The sequence below is a fragment of the Cerasibacillus terrae genome (assembly GCF_008039555.1).
GTDB lineage: Bacteria > Bacillota > Bacilli > Bacillales > Amphibacillaceae > Cerasibacillus > Cerasibacillus terrae.
This window is the reverse complement of record NZ_VDUW01000008.1, coordinates 85,176-111,620: the sequence shown is the minus strand read 5'-3', so window position 1 is coordinate 111,620 and position 26,445 is coordinate 85,176. Positions and strand designations below refer to the sequence as shown.

Here is a 26,445-nt window from a genome sequence, read left to right as displayed (position 1 = left end):
CTTTTGAATTAAAAATGTATGGTTATTTAAAAAAGCAACTTCCAGTTATTTTGGAAGCTGCTTTTTATGTGGATTATTCTTTTTTATCTTTATCAGATAGGTCTGAATCATTATTTTTATTTTCCAACTCTTTAATTGTTTTGGAAAGACCTGATTCGTCGGGAGATTTTTCTTCAATCTCCTTTTTTAATTTACTATCTGATTTACGCTTAATTTCTTCATATGATTCAACATCTTCATCCTTTGATTGAATATTTACTTTCATGTTTGCATCATCGGAATCTGAATCATATTTAGCTAATTCTGGCTCTGGAAGTACACCATCTTCAAAAAGGGATTTAATTTGTTTTGCATCTAATGTTTCTACCTTTAGAAGTGTTTGAGCGATTAATTCTAGCTGCTCCCTTTTATCCGTTAAAATTTGTTTTGCACGGTCGTAACAGTGATTAATAATTTTTTGAATTTCTTTATCAATTTCATGCGCAATGGCATCACTGTAATTTTGTTCATTTTGGATATCTCTGCCTAAGAAGACTTCTCCGCCGCCACCAGCAAATTGAGTTGCTCCGATTTTATCACTCATACCAAATTCGGTAACCATTTTACGGGCAATTCCTGTGGCACGCTGGAAGTCATTTGATGCACCTGTACTTACCTCATTAAAAATAATCTCCTCTGCAACACGACCACCTAATAGTCCCGTAATTTTATCAAGTAACTCTGGTTTTGTCATGAAGTAGCGGTCTTCCTTTGGTAACATGACAGCATAACCACCAGCTTGACCACGCGGAACAATCGTTACTTTGTGGACGACATCTGCTTCATCTAAAACCATACCAATGATGGTGTGTCCACTCTCATGATATGCAACAATATTGCGTTCCTTTTCAGAAATAACACGGCTTTTCTTCGCTGGACCTGCAATGACACGATCAATTGCTTCATCTACTTCTAACATAGAAATTTTCTTTTTGTCTAAGCGAGCAGCAACTAATGCAGCCTCATTTAATAGGTTTTCTAAATCTGCACCAGAGAAACCTGGTGTACGCATTGCAATTGTATTCAAATCAACCGTTTCATCTAATGGTTTATTTCTTGCATGTACTTTTAAGATTGCTTCACGGCCTTTAACATCTGGGCGATTGACTGGAATTTGTCGGTCAAATCGACCCGGACGTAATAATGCAGGGTCTAAAATATCTGGGCGGTTTGTTGCTGCAAGAATGATAATACCTTCATTTCCTTCAAAACCATCCATCTCAACGAGCAACTGGTTTAATGTTTGTTCACGCTCATCATGACCGCCACCTAGACCAGCACCACGTTGACGTCCTACTGCATCAATCTCATCGATAAAGATAATACAAGGAGCGTTTTTCTTCGCATTTTCAAATAAGTCACGTACCCTAGAAGCACCAACACCGACAAACATCTCCACAAAGTCAGAACCACTAATTGTAAAGAATGGTGTTCCAGCTTCTCCAGCTACCGCTTTGGCAAGTAATGTTTTACCTGTTCCAGGTGGTCCTACTAAAAGTACCCCTTTTGGAATACGAGCTCCTAATTGCGAGAATTTACGCGGATCCTTTAAAAACTCAACAATTTCTACAAGTTCCTGTTTCTCTTCATCTGCACCAGCTACATCTTTAAAGCGAACTTTTGATTTATCTTCACTAACCATTTTCGCTTTACTTTTTCCAAAGTTCATTACACGGCCACCGCCGCCACCTTGGGCTTGGCTAAGAATAAAGAAGAAGAACAATCCTAGAATTAGAAATGGAATGATTCCTGTTAAGAAAGTTACCCATCCACTTGGTCTTTCTTCCTCTTTCACATTTAGCACACTTTGATCCATTGCTTTATCTGTAATTTCTTTCACAATATCTGTATTATCTGGAACTTGAGTAATAAATGGTTGTTTCTCTTTTTCCATTTCTCCAGTAACTCTCATGATTCCATGTGCAGGCTGCATCGTCATTTCTTTGATTTCGCCATTATTTAATGCTTGCATAAATTGTTTTACGTTTAATTCATTTGATTGATCACCTTGATTATTAAATACCCCAATTATACCGATAACAACTAATAATAGGAGTAAATAAAAAAGCGTATTTCGAAATATTCGGCTCATTGCTTACCTCCTCCCTATACGGGAAAACTATATAACATACTATCATAGTAAAAGCTTATATGACAACTAATTATACTTATTCTAAGTATTTATTTTTCAACATTATAATAACTGAATTTCTATGTATTCAGATCATTTACCACCGTAAATTTCTGGCTTTAAAACTCCGATATATGGTAAGTTCCGATACTTTTCATCAAAATCTAAGCCATAACCAACAACAAATGCATTCGGAACTTCAAAACCGACGATATCCGCTTTAATATTCGCCTTCCGTCCAGATGGTTTATCAAGTAATGTAACAATCTTAATCGAAGCTGCTTTACGATACTTAAAAAGGTCAACTAAATAACTTAACGTTTGCCCACTATCAATAATATCTTCAATTATTAACAAATGTCGTCCTTCTACTTTTGTATCTAGGTCTTTTACTATCTTTACCTCACCTGAAGAAGTTGTCTTTTTTCCTCCATAACTAGATACATCCATAAAGTCCATCTCCAAATGGATATTCATATACCTTAGTAAGTCAGACATAAACGGCATGGCACCTTTTAAGACTCCAATCGCAAGTGGAAATTTCTCTTCATACTCCTCTGCTAGTTGCTTTCCTATTTTTTTACATTGTTGTTGTATTTCTTCTTCCGTAATTAATGTCTTTTCAATATCTTGATCCACCAAATTGTCCCTCCCAAAGCCTTGCGTTTTTATAGTTCAATTGAATATACATATCACTTGTTCCTTTTGCTTCAGAAAATCCTTTTTTCAAACCGACAAGCCATAAAATCTGGCCATGATTATCAGTAACGATCGGCCATGCATCCCGCTCATCTTTCGGAATCTTAGCATCAATAAAGATATCCTTGATTTTCTTAGAACCATTTAATCCTTTCCAGCTCATCCGATCTCCCGGTTGTCTTGTTCGAATATGCAAAGGCAACTCCACATCACCCAGTGCACATATGTATGTAAATCTATCTTCTCTTTCCCTCTTATCTGTATGAATAGCAGATATTTGTGAACCATTCGGTAAAGACACTTTTTCTGGAATATCCAAAATAAAATGGTAAGGAGAAGATACATGATGTTTATTTGTAAAATAGAACATTACTTTTTGATATGATCTTTTGAGTTTTAAATGGCGAGGAAAATCTATTTCCACATTACCCATTGTACTATTCAATAATTCGAAGAAATCCTGTTCATGCACATACGATAAGTTTTTGGGTAGATGAAAATATAGATAATTTAATATTAGATGATAGGCTCGTCTTTGTAAAGCAGTAGGATAGGAAGAAAAATCATTTATATAAAATGATGCTATATCCTTATTTGAACTAAAATTTACAACTTGTTGAACCATAAGCTTTGCTTCCTGTTGTAGATACCTTTCATCCTCATGCAGAGACTCTGTCAAATATTGTACGGTAGTATGAATGTTTTCATTTTTTGCTCGGAGTAGTGGGACAATTTTCTTACGAATATAATTTCGTGTATATGCAATACTTTCATTACTAGGGTCTCTTCTTGGGTTTAGCATATTCACTGCACAATATTGTTCAATTTCCTTTTTCGTGACACATAAAAAGGGCCGAATAATATGTCCATCTGCAAATTCTCGTTTGATTGGAATACCTTGGAAAACACTGGAATCAGCTGTTCTTATTAATCGCATGACCATTGTTTCTACTTGATCATCTCCATGATGCCCTAATGCTAAAAAATCAGCAGATAACTCCTTCATTTGTTGGTAAAAAAACTGATAGCGCATATTCCGACACGCAACTTGTGTATTTAATTGATGTGTTTCTTTGTATGTAGGAACATTTAAAGATACTCCTTTAAAAGATATATTCCATTTCTGGCATATATCCTTTACAAATGCCAAATCTTCCTTGCTTTCATCACCTCGTAATTGATGATCAACAGAAAGGGCTGTGAGTTGTAAATCCCATTTTTTTCGCATCTTCCATAAATAATGCAATAATGCGATGGAATCAGGCCCACCTGAAACACCCACGACTATCTTTTTCCCAAACAAATCCAACTTATGGTGTTCCAAAAAACGTGTTACCTTTTGTTCCATGATATGTCCATCTCCAATTGCCTATTTAACATATTTGTATCCTTTTATTATAGCATATATATGCGATATACATGTGATTCATTCTTTCATTTTTTCACAACAGATATTATAAATCAGTGGAGGTCTTACAGCCTGTTAACCTGCCATAAATTTAAATAGTATCCATCATTAAAATGGTATAAATAAAGAAGAGATATAAAATCCACCTGAGACAAGCCCAATACTGATTAATTCTACAATAAATGGCAACATACTAGATTCCGAATTTACACGCTTATCCTTTCTTCTTTCATTATATAATATTGTACGTACATCTTGCTTCATTTCTGCACTTGTTTGATATTTTCCCAAGATTGCCTTTTTCAAACAATGACGGTACAATGTCAATGCCTTTATATCATCTATTTTTTTAAGTATCGTAGCTTTTGGATATTTACCTTTATCAAACTTTCTAGGATGATAAATACTTATAAATATCATGACAAATGCAAATAAATCATAACTTGGTTCCGCACGCCTTGTGCCAAGGTTCCAAAAACCCCGATCATAAAACTCCGTATACTCTTTAATTGCGCGTCCAATCTTTGTTGTACCACCAACATCAACCCATCGTATTCTTGGTGGTTGTAATTCTACTAGTAAATTCTCTGTTTTCAAATCTCCAAATACCCAACCAGCCTGATGCAAATGTTCCAAGTCATCTAATAATTGCAACATGAATACTCCAAGCCAAACTGATCCATTTTTCTTAATGAAAATAGGGAGTTTTTCTCCATGAATATACTCCATTGCATAAAATGAATATGCATTGCCATCCGGTGCAATCCAATCATCGACATCTAATAAGGAAGGTCCAAGAGAGTGTCCTTGGACCTTAGAAAGAGACTTTAAGACATTTACTTCCATCATCATCGAGGAAGTATTGTCACTTATTTTTAAAGCAACATCCTTTCCATTAACAGAACATAGATAAACACTTCCAATTGCTCCACTGCCCAATTCCCTTTTTATAGTATATGATCTATGGTGCCATTTTCCTTGGATGGATAATCCCGGTTGCCAAAAACGATTATGCTTCTTCGGCATGATCATCTTTTTGGAAACTCCTAAACAAGCTTTTCTTACTAAATTGATATATTGCTTCCCGTAAGGCTGGGCCAGTTGGTGTAATTCCTCCGCTAGTTAGTTTCGGAAAAACCTGTGATATTTTATCTAATTTAGGGGACCAGTTAAAAATTTTATTTATTTCTTTTCTTTTCCCGGGAAATGTATACATTGAAAAACGGTTACGTCCTATTCGAGCGTTTAAACTAATCGATAAGTCGAATAATGCTTCCTTAACCATCGGTAATTTATTCGTCATACTTGCACTCATATCTATCAAAACAAGTACTTCTAAATCACATGTTTCTCCTAAATCTTCCACAACTTCCATGATTTCACCACGTTGCTCTGGTGCTAAGTCTTCCATTGTTTGTGTTGGACCTAATATTTGTTGTAATTCCGTATTTACAAATCCTTGCAATGTTTGTGTCATTGCTTGTTTTGTAACCATTTGTACGGTTTGTGGTAAAGCTTCTTTATAAACTAATTGGCTAATTCCTCCACCTGACATAGCTATTCCTTCCACTTCTTGTAACCCTACCGCTTCCTCTGACTGAGTTTCATCCAAAATACCAATCACATTAACCGTAATTCCTTGTTCCTTTGCCAATGCTGCTACCGCAACAGGGTCTTCCCCCTGATTAGAACATCCGTCTGTAATTAATAAAATCTGTTTTAATGTTCCTGTTTTCATGGCATACACCTCCATTTTTTTCCACTACCAGTATCGCCATTTTAATAGAGGTATATACATGAAGAGTGGCTTCTCTATAATACTTCTTTATATAAAGTTGGAATAGGAGACCATTTTGGAATATATTTATCTACCTTTGCAACAAGAACAGTCATATCATCTTCAATTGCGCCATTTTGAAATCGTACAACTTCCTCTAATAATAGATCAGCAATTTCCTGAGAATCATCTGTCTCCATCTCAGAAATAGTCTGTTGCACCCACCTATCATTATCCTCAATACCCTTTGGTCCTTCATAAATACCATCACTCATCATAATAAGTATATCGCCTGAATGAAGTTGTTCACCAATCATGTCTACATCAAATTCTTGAATAATTCCCATTGGTAAGTTTGCCACTTCAAGTTTTTTAATTGTATTTCCTCGTTTAATATACGTTGGAGATGATCCGATTTTCAAAAATTGTACAAAAGCATTATGCAAATTAATAATCGCTAAATCTAATGTAGCAAACATTTCCTCTGTTGTTCTTAATGCCAAAATGGAGTTAATCGTTTTAATCGCAACCTTTTCGGGTATCCCTGTTTGTAATATTTTATGCAATAAACGTAATGACTCACTACTTTCCTCTTTTGCACGCTTTCCATTTCCCATTCCATCACTAATAGCTAAAGCAAATTTTCCTTTTCCAAGTTCTATCGTTGTATGACTATCCCCTGAAATTAATCCCCCACCTTTTGCTGCATAAGCCATTCCAGTAGTAACGACAAATGATCTAGCCGAACCAAATTTAATAAAAGATGATCCATGAGGAAACGGAGATATTTCTTTTTCTTTCACTTCAATTGTCTCATTTAAAATCTCTGATAAAGCTGGTGCAATGAGCTTCGATGCTTCCCCATGATAATTACTAAAGACAAGCGTCATTTCAATATCTACATTTCCTTTTTCCAACCGAAAAATATCTAGCTTCTCAACTTCCAATCCCATTTGGTGTAAAGAATAAAAAATTTGTTCCTCTTGTTTTTCATGTTGTTTCCTTTCTTTCATAATTTCCACCGCAAAATCTTCCATCACTTCGGAAACACCTTGTAATTGTTCAGCAACTAAGCGCTTACTTTTTAGTACCTGTTGTTTTAACTTTCTATTTGCTTCAAAATAAGTTAACTCCTCTTCCATCTTATGCATGACTTTTTTTGATTTGATACAATAATTTTCAAATTGCTTCTTTACCCTTGGACTAGGTTCTTGCTGTCTAATATAATCATCTTTTAAATCTTCCATGAATGAATATGTTTGATCAAACTGATTTTGCCAACATCGCTGCTTCATAAAACATAGTTGGCATGTTTTTTCTGTAATTCGACTTAAAAAAATATCTGTTTCTTGTTTTGTATCTAATTCATCGTCGAGTGAAACATCATTTGTTAAAAAGCTTTTTGAAAGTGCTTCAAATACACCAGAAAACTCCTCGACTCTCTTAGCCGTAATATTCCGAACTTTTTGCAAGTATTGTTCCTGTTCCATTGTATATTCTTCTGTACCTGGTATATATCGTGAAATCTTCTTAATCCAATTAGCTGGTGTAATAAGAAAAAGACAGATAGCAAATAAAGATTCTAATAAAAATGGAATAAAGTGAATGGTATCACCATATAAACCCACCAAAAGGGTACCAACTAATAATCCAATGGAAACTCCTAGTTTTCTCCCCTCTTTTAATAAACCACCCAATAAACCACTGAAAGCAAGTAAACCAATTTGATATAAATTAACAACATTTGCTAAAGATAAAATTAATCCCGCAACAACTCCTACTGTCGAACCAATTGCTGCTCCACCAATGAAGGCAAGTAACAAGACTAAGTAACGAGAAAATATTTGTTCTATGGAAGCATTATAAATATCCCAACCGATCATACCTGTTAAAACAGAAGCAAGTAAAATAATGATACAGACTATTTCCTCGTTAGTTAAAGTTGTTTTATATCGTTTTGGTGATAATAATGGAATACACTGCATAAAAATAAGTACAAGCACTGCTCCCAAGAACCCTTCGACAATCAAGAACATCCAATCGTAATGTGTCAGTTTCCCTGAAATGGAAAATAAAAATAATCGTGATATTCCAGTAGATAAAAAGACAAATATAGGAATAAAGATTTGTTGTTTATTTCCCTTATAAAATAGATTTGCTAGAAATAAGAAGGAAATCAAAGTGATCCCAATATGTGCACCTTGGGAAATGGAAACAGTAAATCCCCCTATTAACATGGCGAGTATCGTTTTAAATAGATTATGTCGTTGAACAAGCCATAATGTTGCTAAAAAGGCAACAGTAAAAGGGGATACAGAAGATAAAATAATGGCTCGTCCTAGTAGAAAGCCAACTATATATAATATCCAACCTTTTTCAACGAGAATATGTTTCATTTTTGCTGTTATCTTGCTACGTAATTTCAATTTATTCTTTTCATCAACCGTTTCTTTCGATTGTATCCTTGGTAATGTCTCCATCATATCAAGCCCTCCTCCTTAGTAATCTATTAAAACATAAATTATCCATATTTTTTGTCAGATTAGGATAGCTCATTCAAAAAACTTTTCGACGGTTTTCTAGTCTAGAAAACGGATTTAAACAAATCATTCCTTTTCTAGTTGCAAACGGTACTATTTTGGGTATTAATTCTTGCTTGATATTGTCGCAATGTCGTTATTTACTTCATAAAAAATATTAAGGCTTTACAGAAAAGCCAATTCGTGGAACATATTTACATTATCTTTTAATAATCTAGTTAAAATATCTATTGACATAAATAGAATGTTATTGTAATATAGTTTTTGTTGACTTTATTTGGCGGCGTAGCTCAGCTGGCGAGAGCGTACGGTTCATACCCGTGAGGTCGTGGGTTCGATCCCCTCCGCCGCTATCAAAAGCTCGTGTTTGAGATAACTCGAACACGGGCTTTTTTTATACTTTTTCAAAAATAATCCCCTAACAGTAAAAACAATCTAAAATAAAAAATCCAAAGCAATGTGTTTTGCTTTGGATTTTTTATTTTATTTGTATTTATATAGAGCATCTGTATTATAGACAGCAACTGCTATCCTCTTTTAGCACCTCGACCTCCACGTCTGGACTCTGTGTGCTTCTTCAATGAGGCTAGACGGTCTTCTGAATCTTTAAGAAAACGGTTTAATTTAGCTTCAAATGTTTCAACTCGTTCTCTTGGATTTTTCTGACGACGTGGTTTATCTTGCGCTTTTTTAATAGATAAACCAATTTTTCCATCCTTTTGGACATTAATAACTTTTACTGTCACTTCATCTCCAACACTTAAGAAATCATTAATGTCTTTAACATATTTATCGGCAACTTCACTAATATGGACAAGACCTGTCTTACCCTCTCCCAGTTCCACAAAAGCACCAAAATTAGTGATTCCTGTTACCTTTCCTTGCAGCTTGCTGCCTACTTCGATTGACATAAAAGAAATGCTCCTCCTTAGATTTTTTAAAAATAATAACGTTCAAAATAGAACGGTCCTTATATAGTATAGCTAACAATATGAAAAGGTGTCAATAAGATGAGTCTTCTTTGTCAGGTTTAAAGATAATTTCTCCCTTTTTCGAGAAAAAATAATTTGTACGAGCTAAATCTAACAAATAGTCATCATCATTTAATAATTGAATTTCTTCTTTTAAATCCTTTTCTTCTTTCTTTAAAGCCGTCATTTGCTCTTCAAGTTGTTCATATTTTTCTACCTTCGCTTCACGCATTTTTTGTTGTTTGATATGATATGTAGTCATGCTACCAGCAATAAATAGAACAACAATTGCTAGTAAAATGAGTCGGCCTTTTAAGTGTTTTTTTCGTCTTTTCTGTCTTTCTTGATATACTTCATATTGTTGCATGTAGTTGGAATTTAGCTTTGTGACTGTCTTTTTTTCTTGCCGCATGGCTATTTCCTCCTCTTTGAAGCGAAAAAGTCCTTTACATTAGTATATATATTCTCTATTCTACTATAAAATCCTGCTAATTTGTGTAAATTCTTCTTAACTTTTTGTGGCAATAAGGAGTATATAAAGATCATAAGCCATTTAATAGGTGTAAAGACTAGTTTTATCATGATCTCTAGAAGAAAAATAGTTGTTTTTAAAATAAGCATGATAAGTGCTACACAAAGCTGTAAAATCAATTGAACTGGTTTTACAATCAGTCGATTGATTATGTTCTTTACCAGACGACATAAAGCCGTAAACCCATGGATCACATACTGCAATATTTTTTGATATACATTTGCAATCAAGGCTTGATATGTTGCAAATCCTAAAAGACAAGCTAAAAAAATATATAAACGAAGTTCCCCAAAGTTCACAAAAAACAAAACAGAATAAAGAATAAAGGTTTGGGAAAGCCAAAAGGAAATCTCCATGACATAAGCAAAGATCGTGTTTTCCTTCCAGTATTTTGTAAAATAAAGATACGTATCTCGAATCATACCTAAATACAATCCGCTTAAAACCATCGCAAACATGGTTGTAAACTGAACACTTAATGTCATCTGAATAGCTTGCTAAAGAATCCTTTAGCCTTTCCCTGATCATCTTCATCGATGTAGGATAATTCATATATTTTCCCTTTAATGGAGACAATTCCTTCTGTAACATCCAAATTTTTCAATTGTAAATTATGGCCACGAATAACCAAATAACCCATCACAGTTTGTAAAAGAAATTCCTCATTATCAAAACTATCCACTTCTTTTACTCCGGTTATTTCTAATAGTTTACGATTATTTAACTTTAGATGATGGTCCTTTTCGACAACTTGATTTCTCATATCTTTTGGATACATATTCATATGCCCGTCCTCCTTATCATTATTACTCTATGAGGAGAAGGACAAGTATAGAACTATTATTCTTCAATTTTTTCCTCTCGAATGATTTTATAAAGAGATTCTGCTTCTTGCTTTTTAACATTTTCTCTTAAATCTGTCACTTCAAGGGTCACGAGCTTTTGTCCAAAACGAATGGTAAGCTCGTCTCCTACTGCTAATTTAGTAGCTGCTTTTGCTTGATTTCCATTAACTGTTATTCTTCCTCGATCAGCCACTTCCTTTGCTAATGTACGTCTTTTTATGATTCGTGATAATTTTAAAAATTTATCTAAGCGCATATATCATTACTCCCTTTCTTTTGCTCCATCCCAAAGCATATCCATCTCTTTAAGAGACACTTTGTTTATATCTTTCTGTTTTTCTTTTAATTTATCTTCAATATATGAGAAACGGGTAATAAATTTCTGATTGGTGCGATTTAATGCAATTTCTGGATTGATTTTATAATGCTTCATTAAATTTGTTAGTACAAATAATACATCCCCAAATTCCTTTTCTATTTCTTCTTGTTGATTTTCAGCAATAGCTTCACGTACTTCAGAAAGTTCCTCTTCCAACTTACCCCATACAGCTGAAGTTTCTTCCCAATCAAAGCCTACCTTTGCCGCCTTTTTCTGTAGCTTGTATGCCTTAAGCAATGAAGGTAATTGAGGTGGAATACCATCTAATACAGATGTTCGATTTTTCCCCTTTTCCTCTTGTTTTAATAGATCCCAATTCTTCTCTACTTCATCTGCTGTGTCCGCGGTAACATCTTTAAAAACATGTGGATGGCGGTGAATCATTTTTTCTGTAATGGATCGAATTACATCATCAACTGAGAAAAAACCGTTGTCTTCACCAATTTGGCTGTGGAGCATGACTTGTAATAAAATATCACCAAGTTCCTCCACGATTCCTTCATCGTCTTCCCGTTCAATTGCTTCTATTAATTCATAAACTTCTTCCATAGCGTATTCTCTTAATGATTCATGTGTCTGTTTTTTATCCCATGGACAACCCTCTGGACCACGTAATGTTTGAATTACATTTCTCAATTTAGGAAATGTATGATTTAATAGCTCTGTTGGTGCTGGTGGTACATAAATACTTGTTAAATTACTAATTGTAAAAGAACGATCTAAATCTTCTAGTGAAACCTTTTGAATCTTTTCCTGATTACTTCCAGCGGCATCAATAATCGTCACCTCGTAATCAGCAGGTAAATCTTCTAATAAAGTTAACTTTATTTCTGATGCAATAAATGAATCATACACTTGTGAAAAAATGAGATGATTTCGATAGTCTAGCTGGCTTCGGTCAAATTGAGTTCCATCCACAAATTGAAACCCATCAATTGGATCAATTTGTAAACTGGTAAATAAGGCATCTAAATAGCTTTGACCTCCTGAGATAGATATTTCACATTCTTGTTGCTCTAGTAAAAGCTGAACCGTTTTTTCTGCTACTAATGGATGTCCTGGAACAGCATAAATAACTGGTTCAAGACGTGCATTTTTAAGTAACTTTTTTACAATTCGCTCATACACTTCCGAAAATCCTGCTTCTTCTTCATACATATAATCAAAAGAAGAAAAGCGGACGCCTTCTTTTTCTAATGAAGCAATGGCTGGATGGTCTAATGTACGGACATAAATAAGTTTGTTACTTTGGACTAATCTCCGATACATCCCTAATGGTAATTGATCTAAATCTCCTGCTCCTAGCCCTATAATATCTATTTTATTCATCACGGTGTTCTCCTTTCATCCACCTAGAAAGTTTATCTGAAAACGGCAATACAGAAATCTCCTGCTTCGTAAATGCATGGCAACGAATGAGAATAAATAAATACAAGCTACCTCCTATCACTACAATAAAAAGAGTCATCATGAGTAAAGACAATCTTGATAATGTTATAGTAGCCGGTAGAATCCACTTCATCCCTAATAGGAATACTATCATACTAATACTTGCCATAAAAAAAGCTTGCCAATGAATACTTTTGAATAGACTAAATAGTGGTAATTTCCGTTTCAATATATATATAGCAAGAATGCATAATGCTAATAAACTAAAGATTGTTGCAAGTGCACTACCGGTAATCCCCCAATGAGAAACAAGAAATACATTAAGATACCATTTTAATAAGAGAGCAATCCCTATCAAAAATGCTGATTTCTTCACATCTCCTATCCCTTGGAGAATCGTGACAGATGTAATCGTTAGAGAACTAAGTAAAATACTACAAGCTAAAATTTGTAAACTTGTTGTTCCATAATCATCTTGAAATAATAAGATATTAACCTCTGGAAAAATAACAATTAATCCTATCATGGCACCACTTGCTATGTAAAAACTCATCCGAATAGCACTTTGTAAATCACTAAGGATATGTACATTTTTATTTGATTTTTGTTTTGAAAGGGTAGGTATAATTGCTAATGAAAAGGATGATCCAAGTACTGTTCCGAATTGAACCAATGGATACCCTCTATCAAAAATCCCTTTCCATTTCTTTGCTTGTTCTTGTGTGTATCCATATTCCACTAAACTTGGAACAAGTGTGAATACATCTACAACTTGAATCAATAATAAAATCATATGGTTCAGGGAGGCAACCATTCCAAATATAAACACTGTTTTAATATAGGGTTTCCACGGAACTAGACTCCCCCCTATATGATATGTTGGCTTTTTTTTAAACCAAAACCATATTAAAATTATACTTGCAACAATACCCCCGGCAAATGACGCATAGATAGCCGCATAGCCAACCATATATAAATCCATTCCATAAAAAGATATATATACGGCTGCACAAATGATTATACTAACGCGAATCAACTGTTCACCTATTTGTGAAATTGCTGTTGGATGCATATCCCCACTCGCTTGAAATCCTCCACGAAGTAAAGCCAGAAAAGGAACCAATAAAAAAACAAAAGCTGTTAATTGATAAATGGGATATAATTGTTCATCTCCAATATATGTTGCAAGTATTTCTGCACTTGAAAACAAAATTATGAAGATGATTCCATTTATCGTCAATAGAATGAAAAATAGTGGGACATAAAAATGCCGAAAACTAACATTTTCCCCCTTTGCTTGTATGTCAGCCCCTAGTTTAGATATGGCGGATGGAAATCCATATAATGCAAGCATCATTGCCATTCCTAGAATAGGGTAGACCTGTTGATAAATATAGAAGCCGATATCCCCTGTTATATTCTGTAAAGGAATTCGATATCCAGCACTAAGTATTTTGCTAAGCACTCCTGCTATCGTTAAAATAAGTGCACCTTTAACAAGGGGATTTGATTTTTTCCCGTTCATAATATACGCCTTTCAACTAATTTTACAAATATTATACCATAGACAATATATACAAGGCGCATATGCATCCTAAATAAGAATGGACAAAATCCTCCTTTACAGTGATTTTGTCCATTACATCATCATTATTCCATTTGCTTTGCTAAAAAACTTGCTGCTGTTTCCACTGCTTTTTGTTCGACTTCTGTAATTCGGTTATTCTCTTCTGATAACATAACAACGCTGCCAATTGGGTCTCCATTTGCGATAATTGGGCTAATGACATACGAATAAAGTTCTTCCTGCTTTCCTTGAATCAACTCTAAATCTTTCGCTTCTTTTTCAACATGTACAGAACGACTTTCAATAATTTGTTCTAATTCTTTTCCTATGTTTATATTTAAATAATCCTTTTTTGAACCTCCTGCGACAGCGATAACCTCATCACGATCACTTATCAATACTGGAAGATGAAGGGAATCAAATAGTGCATCTGCATATTCCTGTGCAAAGGTTCCTAATTCATTAATAGGTGAATATTTTTTTAGGATGACCTCACCTTCTCGATCAATAAAAATCTCTAATGGGTCACCTTCACGAATACGCAACGTCCGTCTGATTTCCTTTGGTATAACTACTCTTCCTAAATCATCAATTCTTCTTACAATACCCGTTGCTTTCATTTCATGGAGCCTCACTTTCTGTCTAAATATGATTGATGTTATGTTTCCATGATGATATAAACATCCATAATAAACATCCATCTATATGGAGTACAGTTGTACTAATCCCTTTTCCTTATCTTTTCTAATTGGGAAAAATACACCATTTGTATATTTATTATGAATCATATTGTGAGAACTATTCATGAAAAAGATATTTCTACTCTTTACGATTAACTTGCTTTAATTTGTCAATAAAATCTGTAATGATTTCATAACGTTTCTCAACTTCCCTTTTATTTGGGCGTAAAACAATTTTTAATTTTTTTTGTTCTGTCCCTAATTGAATACCACGGCCAAACGTATTAGCAAGTTCAAAAAGCTTCACACCATCTACTTCTTGGCTTCTTGCCTCTGTTAAAATAAATTCCAGCTTGTTTTTCTTCTCAGAAATCTGTTCAACCTGTTCTTGTTTTGCCAAAAACCTTAATCTAGCGACCGTTAGTAAGTTTTCTACTTCACTTGGATAATCCCCAAAGCGATCAATTAACTCATTTTGCAATTCCAGCCATTCATCCATTGAAGAAATAGCTCGTACTTGTTTATATATATCGATTTTTTGCTTTTCATCTTGAATATATGTTTCTGGAATATAAGCATTTAAATCCAGTGAAATTTCTGGTTCAAAAACTTCTACTTTATCTACTTCTTTTCCTTCTTTCCGAGCATCAATGGCTTCTTTTAACATCTGGGAATACATATCAAATCCAACAGAATCGATAAACCCGTGCTGCTGGGAACCAAGTAAATTCCCTGTTCCACGAATGGATAAATCACGCATAGCTATTTTAAATCCAGAACCTAACTCTGTAAATTCTTTAATTGCTTGTAATCTCTTTTCTGCTTCTTCTGTTAAAACTTTATCTTTCTGATACGTAAAATACGCATATGCAACACGATTGGACCTCCCAACACGGCCACGCAATTGATATAATTGACTTAGCCCCATATGGTCTGCATTATAGACAATTAATGTATTTACATTTGGAATATCGACACCTGTTTCGATAATGGTCGTACTTACTAATACATCATATTCACCTGCTAAGAAGGCGAAAATAATATTTTCCAATTCACGCTCACCCATTTTCCCATGGGCAACAGCAACCTTTGACTCTGGAACAAGCATACTGATTTGTCTTGCGATTTGGTCAATATTCTCCACTCGATTATATAAAAAGAATACTTGACCACCCCTTGCCATTTCTCGCTCAATGGCTTCACGAACTAGAATTGGATTATATTCCAATACATATGTTTGAATCGGAAAACGATTTTCAGGTGGAGTTTCAATAACAGATAAATCCCTTACACCGAGCATAGACATATGTAATGTACGTGGAATAGGTGTTGCTGTCAATGTGAGTACATCTACATTTGTTTTAATTTGTTTAATTTTTTCCTTATGCTTCACACCAAATCGTTGTTCTTCATCAACAATCAATAAACCAAGATCCTGGTACACAACATCCTTTGATAGTAAGCGGTGGGTTCCAATAACAATATCTACTGTCCCTTTTTTTAATCCATTCGTAATTTCCTTTTGCTGTTTTGGTGTACGGAAGCGGCTTAACAAACCGATTGTCACTGGATAGTCTTGAAACCGCTCACTAAATGTTTCGAAATGCTGTTGTGCTAAGATTGTCGTTGGAACTAAAACGGCTACTTGCTTTCCATCTGCCACCGCCTTAAAAGCTCCACGAATTGCTACTTCTGTTTTTCCATAACCAACATCTCCACAAAGCAAGCGATCCATTGGTTGGGTCTTTTCCATATCTTGTTTAATTTCCTCAATACATCGGGTTTGATCTTCTGTCTCTTGGTATGGGAAAGAAAGGTCGAATTCACGATGTAAATCAGTATCTTCTGAGAATGCATAACCTTTCCGTGCTTCTCTTTCTGCATATAGTTTAATTAAATCATCAGCAATATCCTCAACAGAAGATTGTACTCTTCGTTTTACCTTTGTCCACTCTGTTCCACCAAGCTTGTATAATCGTGGTTCTTTTCCTTCTGAACCAACAAACTTTTGTACAAGTTCAATTTGGTCAATTGGAACAAATAATTTATCATCTCCTGCGTATTGGATAAGAAGATAATCCTTATGCTTATCTTTTACCTTCATGGTTTCAATACCAAGATACTTACCAACCCCATGATTCACATGGACAACATAGTCACCAAGTTTTAATTCTTGATAACTTTTAATTCGTTCTGCATTAGATATTTTCTGCTTTTTCCGTGGGCTTCTTACACGCTTTTTAAATAACTCACTTTCTGTAATCAATACAAGTTTATGGGTAGGAAGTTCAATACCGTTCGAAAGATTTCCCACAATAATCGTTGGCTTTACTACCGGTAATTCTAATTCATCATCAACAGTTTGTGCTTCCATATGGTAGTCCATCAAAATAGATTCAATCTTCTCTGCTCTACTAACATTAGGTGCTAAAATGACAACAGAATAATCATTCTTTTCCCATCGTTCTAATTCACTTTTAAATAAATTCATTTGACCATGAAATTCTTGCATGGCTCTAGATGATAAATTAATAATATTTTGTGGTGTTGTATTCGGTATATGACGTAGAAAAACAGATAAATAAATACGGATATGTTTTACCTTTTCCCAGACAGCTAACCAATCAAATGAAAATCGATTATGTCTTACCATTTTTTTTGTTTCAAGCAAACTACTATACCATTCTGCCTCTTCATGATCTAAGTTTTTTGCTGTTTCTATAATTCTACTCATTTCATCCATAATAATAAGGCCATTAGCAGGTAAATAATCTAAAAGACTAGCCGGATCATCATATAGAAAATCAATATATCGGTAAAGCTCTGGAAAATACTCTAAATTCTTTAATCGTACAATATGGGGTTCAATTGCCTCTCGTAATGTTTCTTTTTCTTCTATCGTCTTTAATTTTTTTAGTGTTTCCGAAAAGGCATTTTCCAAACGCTGAGCCCCCCGCAACATATCTTCATCTGTTAATAGTAGCTCTGAAGCGGGGCCGATAGTTATTTGTTCCATTTTTTCTAATGAACGTTGTGTCTCCGCATTAAAATATCGAATGGAATCAACTTCAATATCGAATAATTCAATTCGAATTGGATGTTCCTCTGTCACTGGATAAATATCGATAATCCCACCACGCCGGCTAAATTCCCCAGGTGTTGACACCATAGAAGAATGCGTATAGCCCATAGCAACTAGTGATGTAAGATAATAATCCATATCTATTTCTTCACCAACAGTGAAGGATATTTGATTTTTCTTCCAATAACTTGCTGGTGGTAACATTCGCTTTATCGCCGCAACTGGTGCAATTAAAATTCCAGACTTTTTCCCACTCCAATTCATTAACGCTTCAATTCGTTGACTTTTAAGTTCCGGACTTGCTACTGCCATTTCAGAAGCAATTAATTCATTAACAGGATATAAATAAACATCGTCATCCCCTGTAAGTGCTACTAAATCATCATATAACTGCTGTGCTTGAACAAGCTGGTATGTGATGATTAGTATTGGTCTTTCAATTGATTGTTTAATAATAGATACAAGAAGACTTCTACTAGTACCAGTTAGCCCAGCAACAAGCTGTTCTTTCATGCCGGACTGAACACTAGCTATAATCGATTGGATATCTTCCTTTTGTTGTAAATACTGACTAATTCCCTTCATGAAAAATCCCCCATTGCTTAAAACAGCAATTCATTTTATCCTCGCAGCGCAACTTAGCTTCCTTTTAGGAAGAATTGGTTACACCAAGCATTAGAATAAGTGCGACTAAGGTTCAGGTGAGGTAAAACTCCATCTGAACCTTAGTCTTTTTTATATATCTACAATGAAATATATGATAATAATTTTAAAATTCCCCTAATAAGTTTAAATTCTTTTGTGAAATTGCAAAAATGCTTTGGCTATGGACCAAAGCTTATCTAATACTATACCCATCCTTCGATTATCCATCTCTTTGTTATTTATTCCATAAAATTTCATTGGATAAAAAAATCAAGTTCATGGTATTCTGGATGATTTCCTAATGCTTCTTGGCAATTTTCACAAATGGATTGAATAGAAATATCCCCATTTGCTTCATATTGAATCATTTTTTGGCGATCTTCTATAGATAACTGATCCCAACCTAGCTGGGCTGTATCAATAAACTGTTGTTGTAATTTACCTATTTCATATCCACAATGACGGCAATTATAAATAATAGCCATAAAAGAACCTCCTCGGAAAAACAAAATTACATTATTATTAGTTTAACCGAAAAGGATCGTTTTATACCGTTTCAATACGGTCATCATTTCCTATTTATTCCATTCATTCATTACTTCTGAAAATGGTTTTTCAAGCCATGTTAATGAAGCTTCAGCTGCCTGTCGAATGCTTTTATGCACTGCTTCTTGTTCTTTTTTTGCAAAAGTAGAAAGCACATAATTTACAATCGACATATTTGTTTCTGGTCGGCCAACCCCTATTCGGAGACGTTTAAAATCCTTTGTCCCTAATTGGTCAATGATTGAACGAATCCCATTATGTCCTCCATGACCACCTTTTTGTCTGAGGCGAATTTTACCTGTTGGTAGATCTAAATCATCAAAGATTACTAATAAATTTTCAGGGGGGATATCATAATAATCAAGGATAGGTCGAACAGATTCCCCAGAAAGATTCATAAAGGTTTGTGGCTTTAAAAGAATCAATTTCTCTCCATTAACACGAGAAATGGTGTATTCCCCTTGAAATTTCTCTTTATCCAAATCCCACTGGTTGCTCTGTAAAATTTCATCTATAACCATAAAGCCTATATTATGTCTTGTTTTATCATACTTTTTCCCGGGATTTCCCAACCCTACAATACATTTCATATTATAACTTCCTTTTATTTCTATTAATAAAACAATCCCTCCTTCTAAGAACAAATTACTTTGGTGAATTCTCGAAGGAGGGCTATTTATCGCAGGTCAATTCTTTCAAGTGTCTCTAGGTCATACCTTTGTAGTACCAGTACTATTAATCCAGTCAATGGAGTAAAGAACCCCCACTGATTGAAGTCTCATTTTGTTATACTTATCCAAAAAGGAACTTCTTATTCTTCTTCTTTATCCTCTGCACCAATTAATTCTGGTTCAGCACTTGCATCAACAGCTTCTGTTTCTTCCTCTTCTTCTGATTCAGGAGGTAGAACAGTTGCAATTGTAGTATCTTCATCTTCAAAAATTGTATAATCTGTAGATGTTTCTAAATCAGCTACTGTAATTACATCACCAATTTGCAATGATGACACATCAATTTTAATTTCATCAGGAATATTATTTGGTTTTGCACGAACAGCCAATTCAAAGACAGGTTGTTGTAAAATACCGCCATCCTTACTACCTACAGGCTCACCATCAATTACAATTGCAACTTCCACATCAATTTCTTCATCCATATCTACTGCGAATAAGTCTACATGGACCAATTCATTTCTTATGGCATCCATTTGATGGTCATGAAGCATTACTTCTAATGGCTTATCTTCCCCAATTTGTAATGAAATAATCGCATTTCGGCCTTCTTCACGAAGGATTTTTAATAATTCCAAACCATCAATTGCAATAGATTGGTTTTCTGTTTTTTTCCCATATACAACACCAGGGATAAGTCCGTCTTTTCGGATTTTATTAGTTACTGATAATCTATGGTCTTCTCTTTTTACTGCTTTTAATGTTGCCATTTTTCATCATCCTCCATATGAATTAAACATTTATTATAACAGATTTTTCTTATTTATATTAGTATCTAACCTTTTTTAAACGAAATTCAATCATTTTAGAGCTTAGTCAAATAAAATACTAACTGATTTTAACTCATGCACACGAACAATAGCTTCTCCGATTAATGGCGCAACAGATAATGGAGTAACTTTATCAATATATTTTTCTTCTGATAAAGGAATCGTGTTTGTAATAACAAGTTCTTTTATTTTTGAATTCTCAATTCGCTCCATTGCAGGCCCCGATAGTACCGGATGTGTACAGCAAGCATATACTTCTTTTGCACCACTTTCAATCAAGGCATTCGCAGCAAGTGTTATGGTTCCAGCTGTATCGATAATATCATCAATTAAAATAGCTGTTTTCCCTTTAATTTTCCCGACAATATTCATTACTTCTGCAACATTTGGGCGTGGTCTCCGTTTATCAATAATGCCAATCGGTGCTCCTAGGCGGTCAGCCATTTTCCGAGCCCGGGTAACTCCTCCATGGTCTGGCGAAACGACTACAATGTCTTCTAAATTCTTTTCTTTAAAATACTCCGTTAAAATTGGCACACCTTGCAAATGGTCAATCGGCACATCAAAGAATCCTTGGATTTGTGGAGCATGTAAATCAATTGTGATAACTCGGTCGGCACCAGCTGTTTCTAATAAATTAGCCACTAGTTTAGCTGTGATTGGTTCTCTTGATCTTGCCTTTCGATCTTGTCTTGCATATCCATAATACGGCATAACGATATTGACAGATTTAGCGGATGCTCTTTTTACAGCATCAATCATGATTAATAATTCCATCAAATGTTCATTAACTGGAGCACTTGTGGATTGGACGATATATACGTCGCACCCACGAATGCTTTCTTCAATATTAATTTGAATTTCTCCATCACTAAACCTAGAAACTGAACACTCCCCAAGAGTAACACCAATATGATTTGCAATTTCCTCTGCCAATTTGGTATTAGAATTTAACGTAAAAACTTTTAATGATTTATCACCATAGGATGCCATGGAAAAATACCCTCCGTTTAGTCTTTTTTTCTCGTTTTTATTTTTTTAACATAATCAGATTTATTCGTTTGGCGTGCACGAGCAATCGATAATGCATCTTTCGGTATATCATCTGTGATTGTGGAACCTGCAGCAACAAAGGAATTCTCTCCAATTATTACTGGTGCAACTAAGTTGGAATTACAACCAACAAACGCACCGTCTTCGATTGTCGTTTGATACTTGTTCTGTCCATCATAGTTCACTGTTATTGTACCACAACCTATATTTACATGTTTACCAATATTTGCATCACCTATATAACTCAAGTGTGATACCTTGCTATTTTTTCCAATTTGTGTCTTTTTAACCTCTACAAAGTTCCCAATTTTCACTTCATCGTCTATCGATGCTTCTGGACGTATATGGGCGAATGGACCAATTTGTACATGTTCTCCAATAATGCTGTTTTTAGCAACACTTTGTGTAATAACGGTATGTTCTCCAACTGTACAATCAGTAATTTCCGAATGTGGGCCAATTTCAGCATTACTTTTAATGATAGATGCCCCCTTAATAATAGATCCGGGATGAATAACTACATCTTGCTCAATCTGTACATCTGGTTGAATATACGTATTTTCTGGGTCAATAATTGTCACACCGTTTAACATATGAGTATGATTAATTCTTTCTTTTAAAATTTTCTCTGCCTGTGCAAGAGCCACTCGATTATTGATTCCTAACGTTTCATCAAAGTCTGGTGTCATATACGCACTAATTTTCCCAGCATCTTTTTTAAGAATTTCAATGACATCTGGTAAATAATACTCACCTTGCGCATTGTCATTAGAAATATGCTCTAGTGCATCAAATAAAGATTTATTGTCAAAACAATATGTACCTGTGTTAATTTCATCTACTTGGAGTTCCTGTTCTGTTGCATCTTTATGTTCGACAATACGCTCCACTTCATTAGCGTCATTTCGAATGACACGTCCATATCCAGTCGGATCTGGTGCTCTAGATGTTAGAATCGTTGCTTTTGCCCCTTCTTTTTCATGGTAATCCAATAGATTTTGAAAAGTTTCTTTTCGAATTAGTGGTGTGTCTCCACAGACAACAATTGTTGTTCCTTCTTTATTTCCTAATAATTTTTCTGCTTGCATAACTGCATGACCAGTTCCTAATTGTTCTTCCTGCATTACATACTGACTATCATTTCCAATATGTTCCATCACTTTATCTGAACCATGTCCAACGATTGTAACGATTTCATCAACATGAATGGATTGAATATGCCCCATCACATGTTGTACCATCGGGCGACCCAAAACTGGATGTAACACTTTATATAATTTGGATTTCATTCTGGTCCCTTGACCAGCTGCAAGGATGATAGCATAGCGTTTTGTCATCAGGAAACCTCCATTCTGCAAAAACTAAAATCATATAACCTCTAAAAACGCACATTAAAACAATCCTATAAAGAGTAATTTTATCTCTAGGATGGTTCGGTTTATCTTTATCCACTATTGAATATATCCTAAAAAAGCTAGTATTTCAACAATTTATAGCCCAATAAACTGAAACTTTATTCAATCATAGGCTTATCCACTGATAGTAAAAGATGAAAGAATTCAATTTATTATATTTAACATTGTATTCGCACCATTACCATTCCTTCAATCAATAACTATATTATACGAAAGTCTTAGAAAAAAAGGCCAACCACTTTAATAAGTGATTGGCCTTTTATCATCATTTTAAGAAACTCCTGCTTTTTCAAGTTCAGCGGATTCGCCTGCACGGTGATATTCTTCCAATACGGCGTCCTGAATTTTAGCACGTGTATTGGAATTAATCGGGTGTGCAATATCCCTAAATTCTCCATCTGGAGTACGTTTGGAAGGCATTGCTACAAACATTCCATTATTACCGTCAATAACACGGATATCATGGACAACAAACTCTCCATCGATTGTAATGGATGCGATAGCTCGCATTCTCCCTTCCGTTTTTACACGGCGTAATCTAACGTCAGTTACTTCCATGTTGTTTCACCACCTTTTTACATTTGCGCTTACATATACTATTCAACAAGATTATGAAAATTCCTGCTTTTTCTCGGAAAGTTTTTTATATTTTGGTAAAAATATACATAAATAAAAAATCCTTCCTAATTGGAAGGGTTCTTATAATCGATATATTTCATTGAAAGGAAAAGAAACAAAATACACTTGAAAATACTTTATTTTTCTAAATAATTTCCAGATTGAATAAAAACTTCCTCACCTTTTTGATCAACTTCAGCTAATTTCACTAATGAAACATAGTCCTCAATAACACGATCTTCCTCTAAATCATCCGCTTCCGCTAACACAGCGATAGCAGCAGGATTTGCATTAAATTCTTTTACCAGACTAACCATTCCATTAATGGTTCCTCCTGCTTTCATGAAATCATCAATAATACATACTTGATCTCCATCTTTTAAACTTCTCTTCGATAAAACCATTGTCTGAATCTTTCTTGAGGCACCAGAAACATAGTTAATACTTACAGATGAACCTTCCGTCACTCTAGGGTCTCTGCGAACAACAACGACTGGAACATTTAAATAGAATGCCACCGCATATGCAAGGGAAATTCCTTTTGTTTCTACTGTCATGACAACATCAATATTTCGATTAGAGAATTTTGATGCAAACATACGGCCGATTTCTCGTACTAAATTAGATTCACCAAGTACATCTGTCATATATAAATATCCACCTGGAAGGATTCGCTCCGTATCAGATAGCCTTTCACACAACTCATCAATTACTTGTTTACTACGTTCGTGGGATAATTCCGGAATATATTGAACACCACCCGAAGGTCCAGCCGTCCGTTTTAAATATCCAATACCCTCAGCCTGATACATGTCATCGATAATATTTAAATCCTCACTAATAGAGGCTTTACTTGCCCGGTACCTCTTCGTAAAATAAGATAATTGTTTTTGCCTACTTGGATTTTCTAACAAAAAGATACTCATACAGGCAATCCGTTCACTTCTTTTCATACGCCCACCTCAAAATCCGAATGATATCATCAAATATATCATTATTGTATGTGTTTGAGCAAGAATTACCTAACTTCTTGTATTTATTAATTGGAACGTACAAGGAAAACCTCTTTACAAAACCCTCGCATTCCATTGTAAATTCGCTTTGCCTTTCTTTCTTGTTCTACTAATCCATAAATCGTTGGGCCACTACCACTCATCAGAACACCTTGTATACCATTTTGCATCATTTTTTGCTTTAACCATCTAACTTCAGGATACATATTCATCGTAACATTTTCGAGTGCATTCCCAAGATGATTACACAATTTAGGAAAATCTTGATCATATAATGCCTGAATCACTTCATTTGTGTTCGGGTGTTTTAGTTGTTCCATTTTTATTTGTTCAAAAATGGTTCTCGTCGACACACCAATATCTGGTTTTGCTAAGATAACCCAACAAGTTGGAGGGGAAGGCAGCTTCTCAATAATTTCCCCGCGTCCCTTTGCTATCGCGGTACGCCCATATACGCAAAAAGGAACATCTGAACTAATGGTAGCTCCAAGTGTTGCTAATTCAGCAGTGGATATATCTATCTTCCAAAGTTTTTTTAGACCACGTAAAACAGCCGCAGCATCCGCACTTCCACCACCGAGTCCTGCGCTAACTGGAATATTTTTATCAATTTTTATATGTACACCTTTTTTAACTTTATATTTTTCCTTAAATGCCTTTGCCGCTTGATATGCTAAGTTCCGCTCATCATTAGGTACATATCTGCTCCATAGCGTTACTTTGACTTGGTCTTGTTCCAAAGAGGTTAATTCTATCCGGTCATACAAGTCAATTGTTGTCATGACCATTTCTACATTGTGGTACCCATCTTGACGTTTATTTAGTATATCAAGAGATAAATTAAGTTTTGCAGGTGCCTTTTCAAAAACAGTCATATCGTCACCTTCTTTTAACGTATTCAAATTGTAACATATACTAAAAGTGCAGGCGACTGTAATCCAATCCAAATTCAAACATTATTTTTTAAGTAATTTTTTGAAAAAAGGCAGATCGTTATGATCTGCCTTTTTGCATACTTTGCTCCGCTATTTCAATAGCCCTTTTCACCATATTTCCAGCATCTCTAGCCTTGATGCCACCCCAACCTTCCTTTTGAACCGTATCGTAAAAACCTAATTCCTTTGCGATTTCTTCTTTCATTTGTTCTGACATGATACCACCACGTCTAGCCATGAAAGAATACCCCCTTTTTTTTCGCAAGTAAAGTATTGATACGACATTCTTAGGTTAGCCCTTTTTCATTTCATTAGCCATGTTAATCACTGGTAAGCATTCCATTTTATTCGTTTGATGTAATTAATTAAATATTCGGTCATTTTTAGCAAAAAAACAAGAGTAGTATATGACACTACTCTGCAATTGCTTTATGATCATCAAAGAAAAGTTCTACTGTTTCTGTTAATACATCAGCATAGCTGTAGGAAACACGTTCAAATGCGTTTTCCTTTTGATCTAGCTCTACAACGAAAACAGCTGGATAAGTTTCTGTTAATACACCGTTGCGTTCGATTGTTCTTCTTCGACCACCATTCGCCTTTACACGTAAAGGTTTACCAATCTGATTTTCTAGACCATGCTTGATTTCGAGTAATGATTTTCCCACTACACTCCACCT

General features: G+C 34.8%; 25 protein-coding genes and 1 tRNA gene. 1 reads left to right on the top strand and 25 read right to left on the bottom strand.

The features are described 5' to 3' along the window. Positions 1-73: 73 nt before the first annotated feature. The 6 genes from ftsH to spoIIE form a co-directional block, all read right to left on the bottom strand. Positions 74-2,131 carry an ATP-dependent zinc metalloprotease FtsH gene (ftsH, locus tag FHP05_RS11685; RefSeq protein WP_147668440.1) on the bottom strand — a complete coding sequence of 686 codons (2,058 nt, stop codon included), beginning with the start codon at positions 2,129-2,131 and terminating at the stop codon, positions 74-76. Between the two features lie 132 nt (positions 2,132-2,263). Next, the gene (hpt, locus tag FHP05_RS11680) at positions 2,264-2,809 is read right to left on the bottom strand and encodes a hypoxanthine phosphoribosyltransferase (protein ID WP_147668439.1); all 546 of its coding nucleotides are present in this window, start codon (positions 2,807-2,809) and stop codon (positions 2,264-2,266) included. Further along, the gene (gene tilS / locus FHP05_RS11675; RefSeq protein WP_147668438.1) at positions 2,793-4,217 is read right to left on the bottom strand and encodes a tRNA lysidine(34) synthetase TilS; all 1,425 of its coding nucleotides are present in this window, start codon (positions 4,215-4,217) and stop codon (positions 2,793-2,795) included. Before tilS ends, hpt begins: the two co-directional genes overlap by 17 nt. 168 nt (positions 4,218-4,385) lie before the next feature. Continuing rightward, the gene (locus FHP05_RS11670; RefSeq protein WP_147668437.1) at positions 4,386-5,309 is read right to left on the bottom strand and encodes a protein kinase domain-containing protein; all 924 of its coding nucleotides are present in this window, start codon (positions 5,307-5,309) and stop codon (positions 4,386-4,388) included. Further along, a complete protein-coding gene (locus tag FHP05_RS11665; protein WP_147668436.1) occupies positions 5,287-6,015 on the bottom strand; it encodes a vWA domain-containing protein in 729 nt (242 codons plus the stop codon). The genes FHP05_RS11670 and FHP05_RS11665 overlap by 23 nt, the downstream gene beginning before the upstream one ends. Positions 6,016-6,089: 74 nt before the next feature. After that, positions 6,090-8,537, bottom strand: coding sequence for a stage II sporulation protein E (gene spoIIE, locus FHP05_RS11660; protein ID WP_147668435.1), 2,448 nt, complete (start codon positions 8,535-8,537; stop codon positions 6,090-6,092). A 336-nt stretch (positions 8,538-8,873) separates the two neighbouring features. Between spoIIE and FHP05_RS11655 the strand changes: the two genes are divergently transcribed. Then, positions 8,874-8,947: transfer RNA gene (locus FHP05_RS11655), tRNA-Met, on the top strand. 174 nt (positions 8,948-9,121) lie between these two features. Here the strand turns inward: FHP05_RS11655 and FHP05_RS11650 are convergent. The 19 genes from FHP05_RS11650 to veg form a co-directional block, all read right to left on the bottom strand. Then, positions 9,122-9,505, bottom strand: a complete 384-nt coding sequence (locus FHP05_RS11650) for a S1 domain-containing RNA-binding protein (RefSeq protein ID WP_147668434.1) — start codon at positions 9,503-9,505, stop codon at positions 9,122-9,124. Between the two features lie 91 nt (positions 9,506-9,596). Then, positions 9,597-9,977, bottom strand: coding sequence for a septum formation initiator family protein (locus FHP05_RS11645; protein ID WP_147668433.1), 381 nt, complete (start codon positions 9,975-9,977; stop codon positions 9,597-9,599). 2 nt (positions 9,978-9,979) lie between these two features. Beyond that, the gene (gene yabQ, locus FHP05_RS11640) at positions 9,980-10,582 is read right to left on the bottom strand and encodes a spore cortex biosynthesis protein YabQ (protein ID WP_147668432.1); all 603 of its coding nucleotides are present in this window, start codon (positions 10,580-10,582) and stop codon (positions 9,980-9,982) included. Then, complete coding sequence (gene yabP / locus FHP05_RS11635) at positions 10,579-10,881, bottom strand: sporulation protein YabP (protein ID WP_147668431.1); 303 nt, start codon at positions 10,879-10,881, stop codon at positions 10,579-10,581. Before yabP ends, yabQ begins: the two co-directional genes overlap by 4 nt. Before the next feature lie 56 nt (positions 10,882-10,937). Further along, complete coding sequence (locus tag FHP05_RS11630; protein WP_147668430.1) at positions 10,938-11,198, bottom strand: RNA-binding S4 domain-containing protein; 261 nt, start codon at positions 11,196-11,198, stop codon at positions 10,938-10,940. 6 nt (positions 11,199-11,204) lie between these two features. Beyond that, positions 11,205-12,650 (bottom strand): bifunctional methyltransferase/pyrophosphohydrolase YabN, encoded by a 1,446-nt coding sequence (yabN, locus tag FHP05_RS11625; protein ID WP_147668429.1) that lies wholly within the window; start codon positions 12,648-12,650, stop codon positions 11,205-11,207. Beyond that, positions 12,643-14,235, bottom strand: a complete 1,593-nt coding sequence (locus tag FHP05_RS11620) for a putative polysaccharide biosynthesis protein (RefSeq protein WP_147668428.1) — start codon at positions 14,233-14,235, stop codon at positions 12,643-12,645. Before FHP05_RS11620 ends, yabN begins: the two co-directional genes overlap by 8 nt. A gap of 125 nt (positions 14,236-14,360) precedes the next feature. Beyond that, the gene (gene spoVT, locus FHP05_RS11615; protein ID WP_147668426.1) at positions 14,361-14,897 is read right to left on the bottom strand and encodes a stage V sporulation protein T; all 537 of its coding nucleotides are present in this window, start codon (positions 14,895-14,897) and stop codon (positions 14,361-14,363) included. Positions 14,898-15,096: 199 nt separating this feature from the next. Then, complete coding sequence (gene mfd / locus FHP05_RS11610; RefSeq protein ID WP_147668425.1) at positions 15,097-18,624, bottom strand: transcription-repair coupling factor; 3,528 nt, start codon at positions 18,622-18,624, stop codon at positions 15,097-15,099. 314 nt (positions 18,625-18,938) lie between these two features. Continuing rightward, complete coding sequence (locus FHP05_RS11605; protein ID WP_147668423.1) at positions 18,939-19,169, bottom strand: anti-sigma-F factor Fin family protein; 231 nt, start codon at positions 19,167-19,169, stop codon at positions 18,939-18,941. A 90-nt stretch (positions 19,170-19,259) separates the two neighbouring features. After that, positions 19,260-19,820: an aminoacyl-tRNA hydrolase gene (pth, locus tag FHP05_RS11600; protein WP_147668421.1), complete on the bottom strand. Its 561-nt coding sequence runs from the start codon at positions 19,818-19,820 to the stop codon at positions 19,260-19,262. Positions 19,821-20,041: 221 nt separating this feature from the next. Beyond that, the gene (locus FHP05_RS11595) at positions 20,042-20,671 is read right to left on the bottom strand and encodes a 50S ribosomal protein L25/general stress protein Ctc (RefSeq protein ID WP_147668419.1); all 630 of its coding nucleotides are present in this window, start codon (positions 20,669-20,671) and stop codon (positions 20,042-20,044) included. A gap of 102 nt (positions 20,672-20,773) precedes the next feature. Beyond that, positions 20,774-21,724 carry a ribose-phosphate diphosphokinase gene (locus FHP05_RS11590; protein ID WP_147668417.1) on the bottom strand — a complete coding sequence of 317 codons (951 nt, stop codon included), beginning with the start codon at positions 21,722-21,724 and terminating at the stop codon, positions 20,774-20,776. Positions 21,725-21,741: 17 nt separating this feature from the next. After that, positions 21,742-23,121, bottom strand: coding sequence for a bifunctional UDP-N-acetylglucosamine diphosphorylase/glucosamine-1-phosphate N-acetyltransferase GlmU (glmU, locus tag FHP05_RS11585; protein WP_147668415.1), 1,380 nt, complete (start codon positions 23,119-23,121; stop codon positions 21,742-21,744). 348 nt (positions 23,122-23,469) lie between these two features. Then, complete coding sequence (gene spoVG, locus FHP05_RS11580) at positions 23,470-23,757, bottom strand: septation regulator SpoVG (protein ID WP_147668413.1); 288 nt, start codon at positions 23,755-23,757, stop codon at positions 23,470-23,472. Between the two features lie 197 nt (positions 23,758-23,954). Next, a complete protein-coding gene (gene purR / locus FHP05_RS11575; protein ID WP_147668411.1) occupies positions 23,955-24,770 on the bottom strand; it encodes a pur operon repressor in 816 nt (271 codons plus the stop codon). Positions 24,771-24,856: 86 nt separating this feature from the next. Continuing rightward, the gene (gene ispE, locus FHP05_RS11570) at positions 24,857-25,705 is read right to left on the bottom strand and encodes a 4-(cytidine 5'-diphospho)-2-C-methyl-D-erythritol kinase (protein ID WP_147668409.1); all 849 of its coding nucleotides are present in this window, start codon (positions 25,703-25,705) and stop codon (positions 24,857-24,859) included. Positions 25,706-25,823: 118 nt separating this feature from the next. Beyond that, the gene (locus tag FHP05_RS11565; RefSeq protein ID WP_147668407.1) at positions 25,824-26,003 is read right to left on the bottom strand and encodes a small, acid-soluble spore protein, alpha/beta type; all 180 of its coding nucleotides are present in this window, start codon (positions 26,001-26,003) and stop codon (positions 25,824-25,826) included. Positions 26,004-26,178: 175 nt separating this feature from the next. Further along, positions 26,179-26,433, bottom strand: a complete 255-nt coding sequence (gene veg, locus FHP05_RS11560) for a biofilm formation stimulator Veg (RefSeq protein WP_147668405.1) — start codon at positions 26,431-26,433, stop codon at positions 26,179-26,181. Between the last annotated feature and the right edge of the window lie 12 nt (positions 26,434-26,445).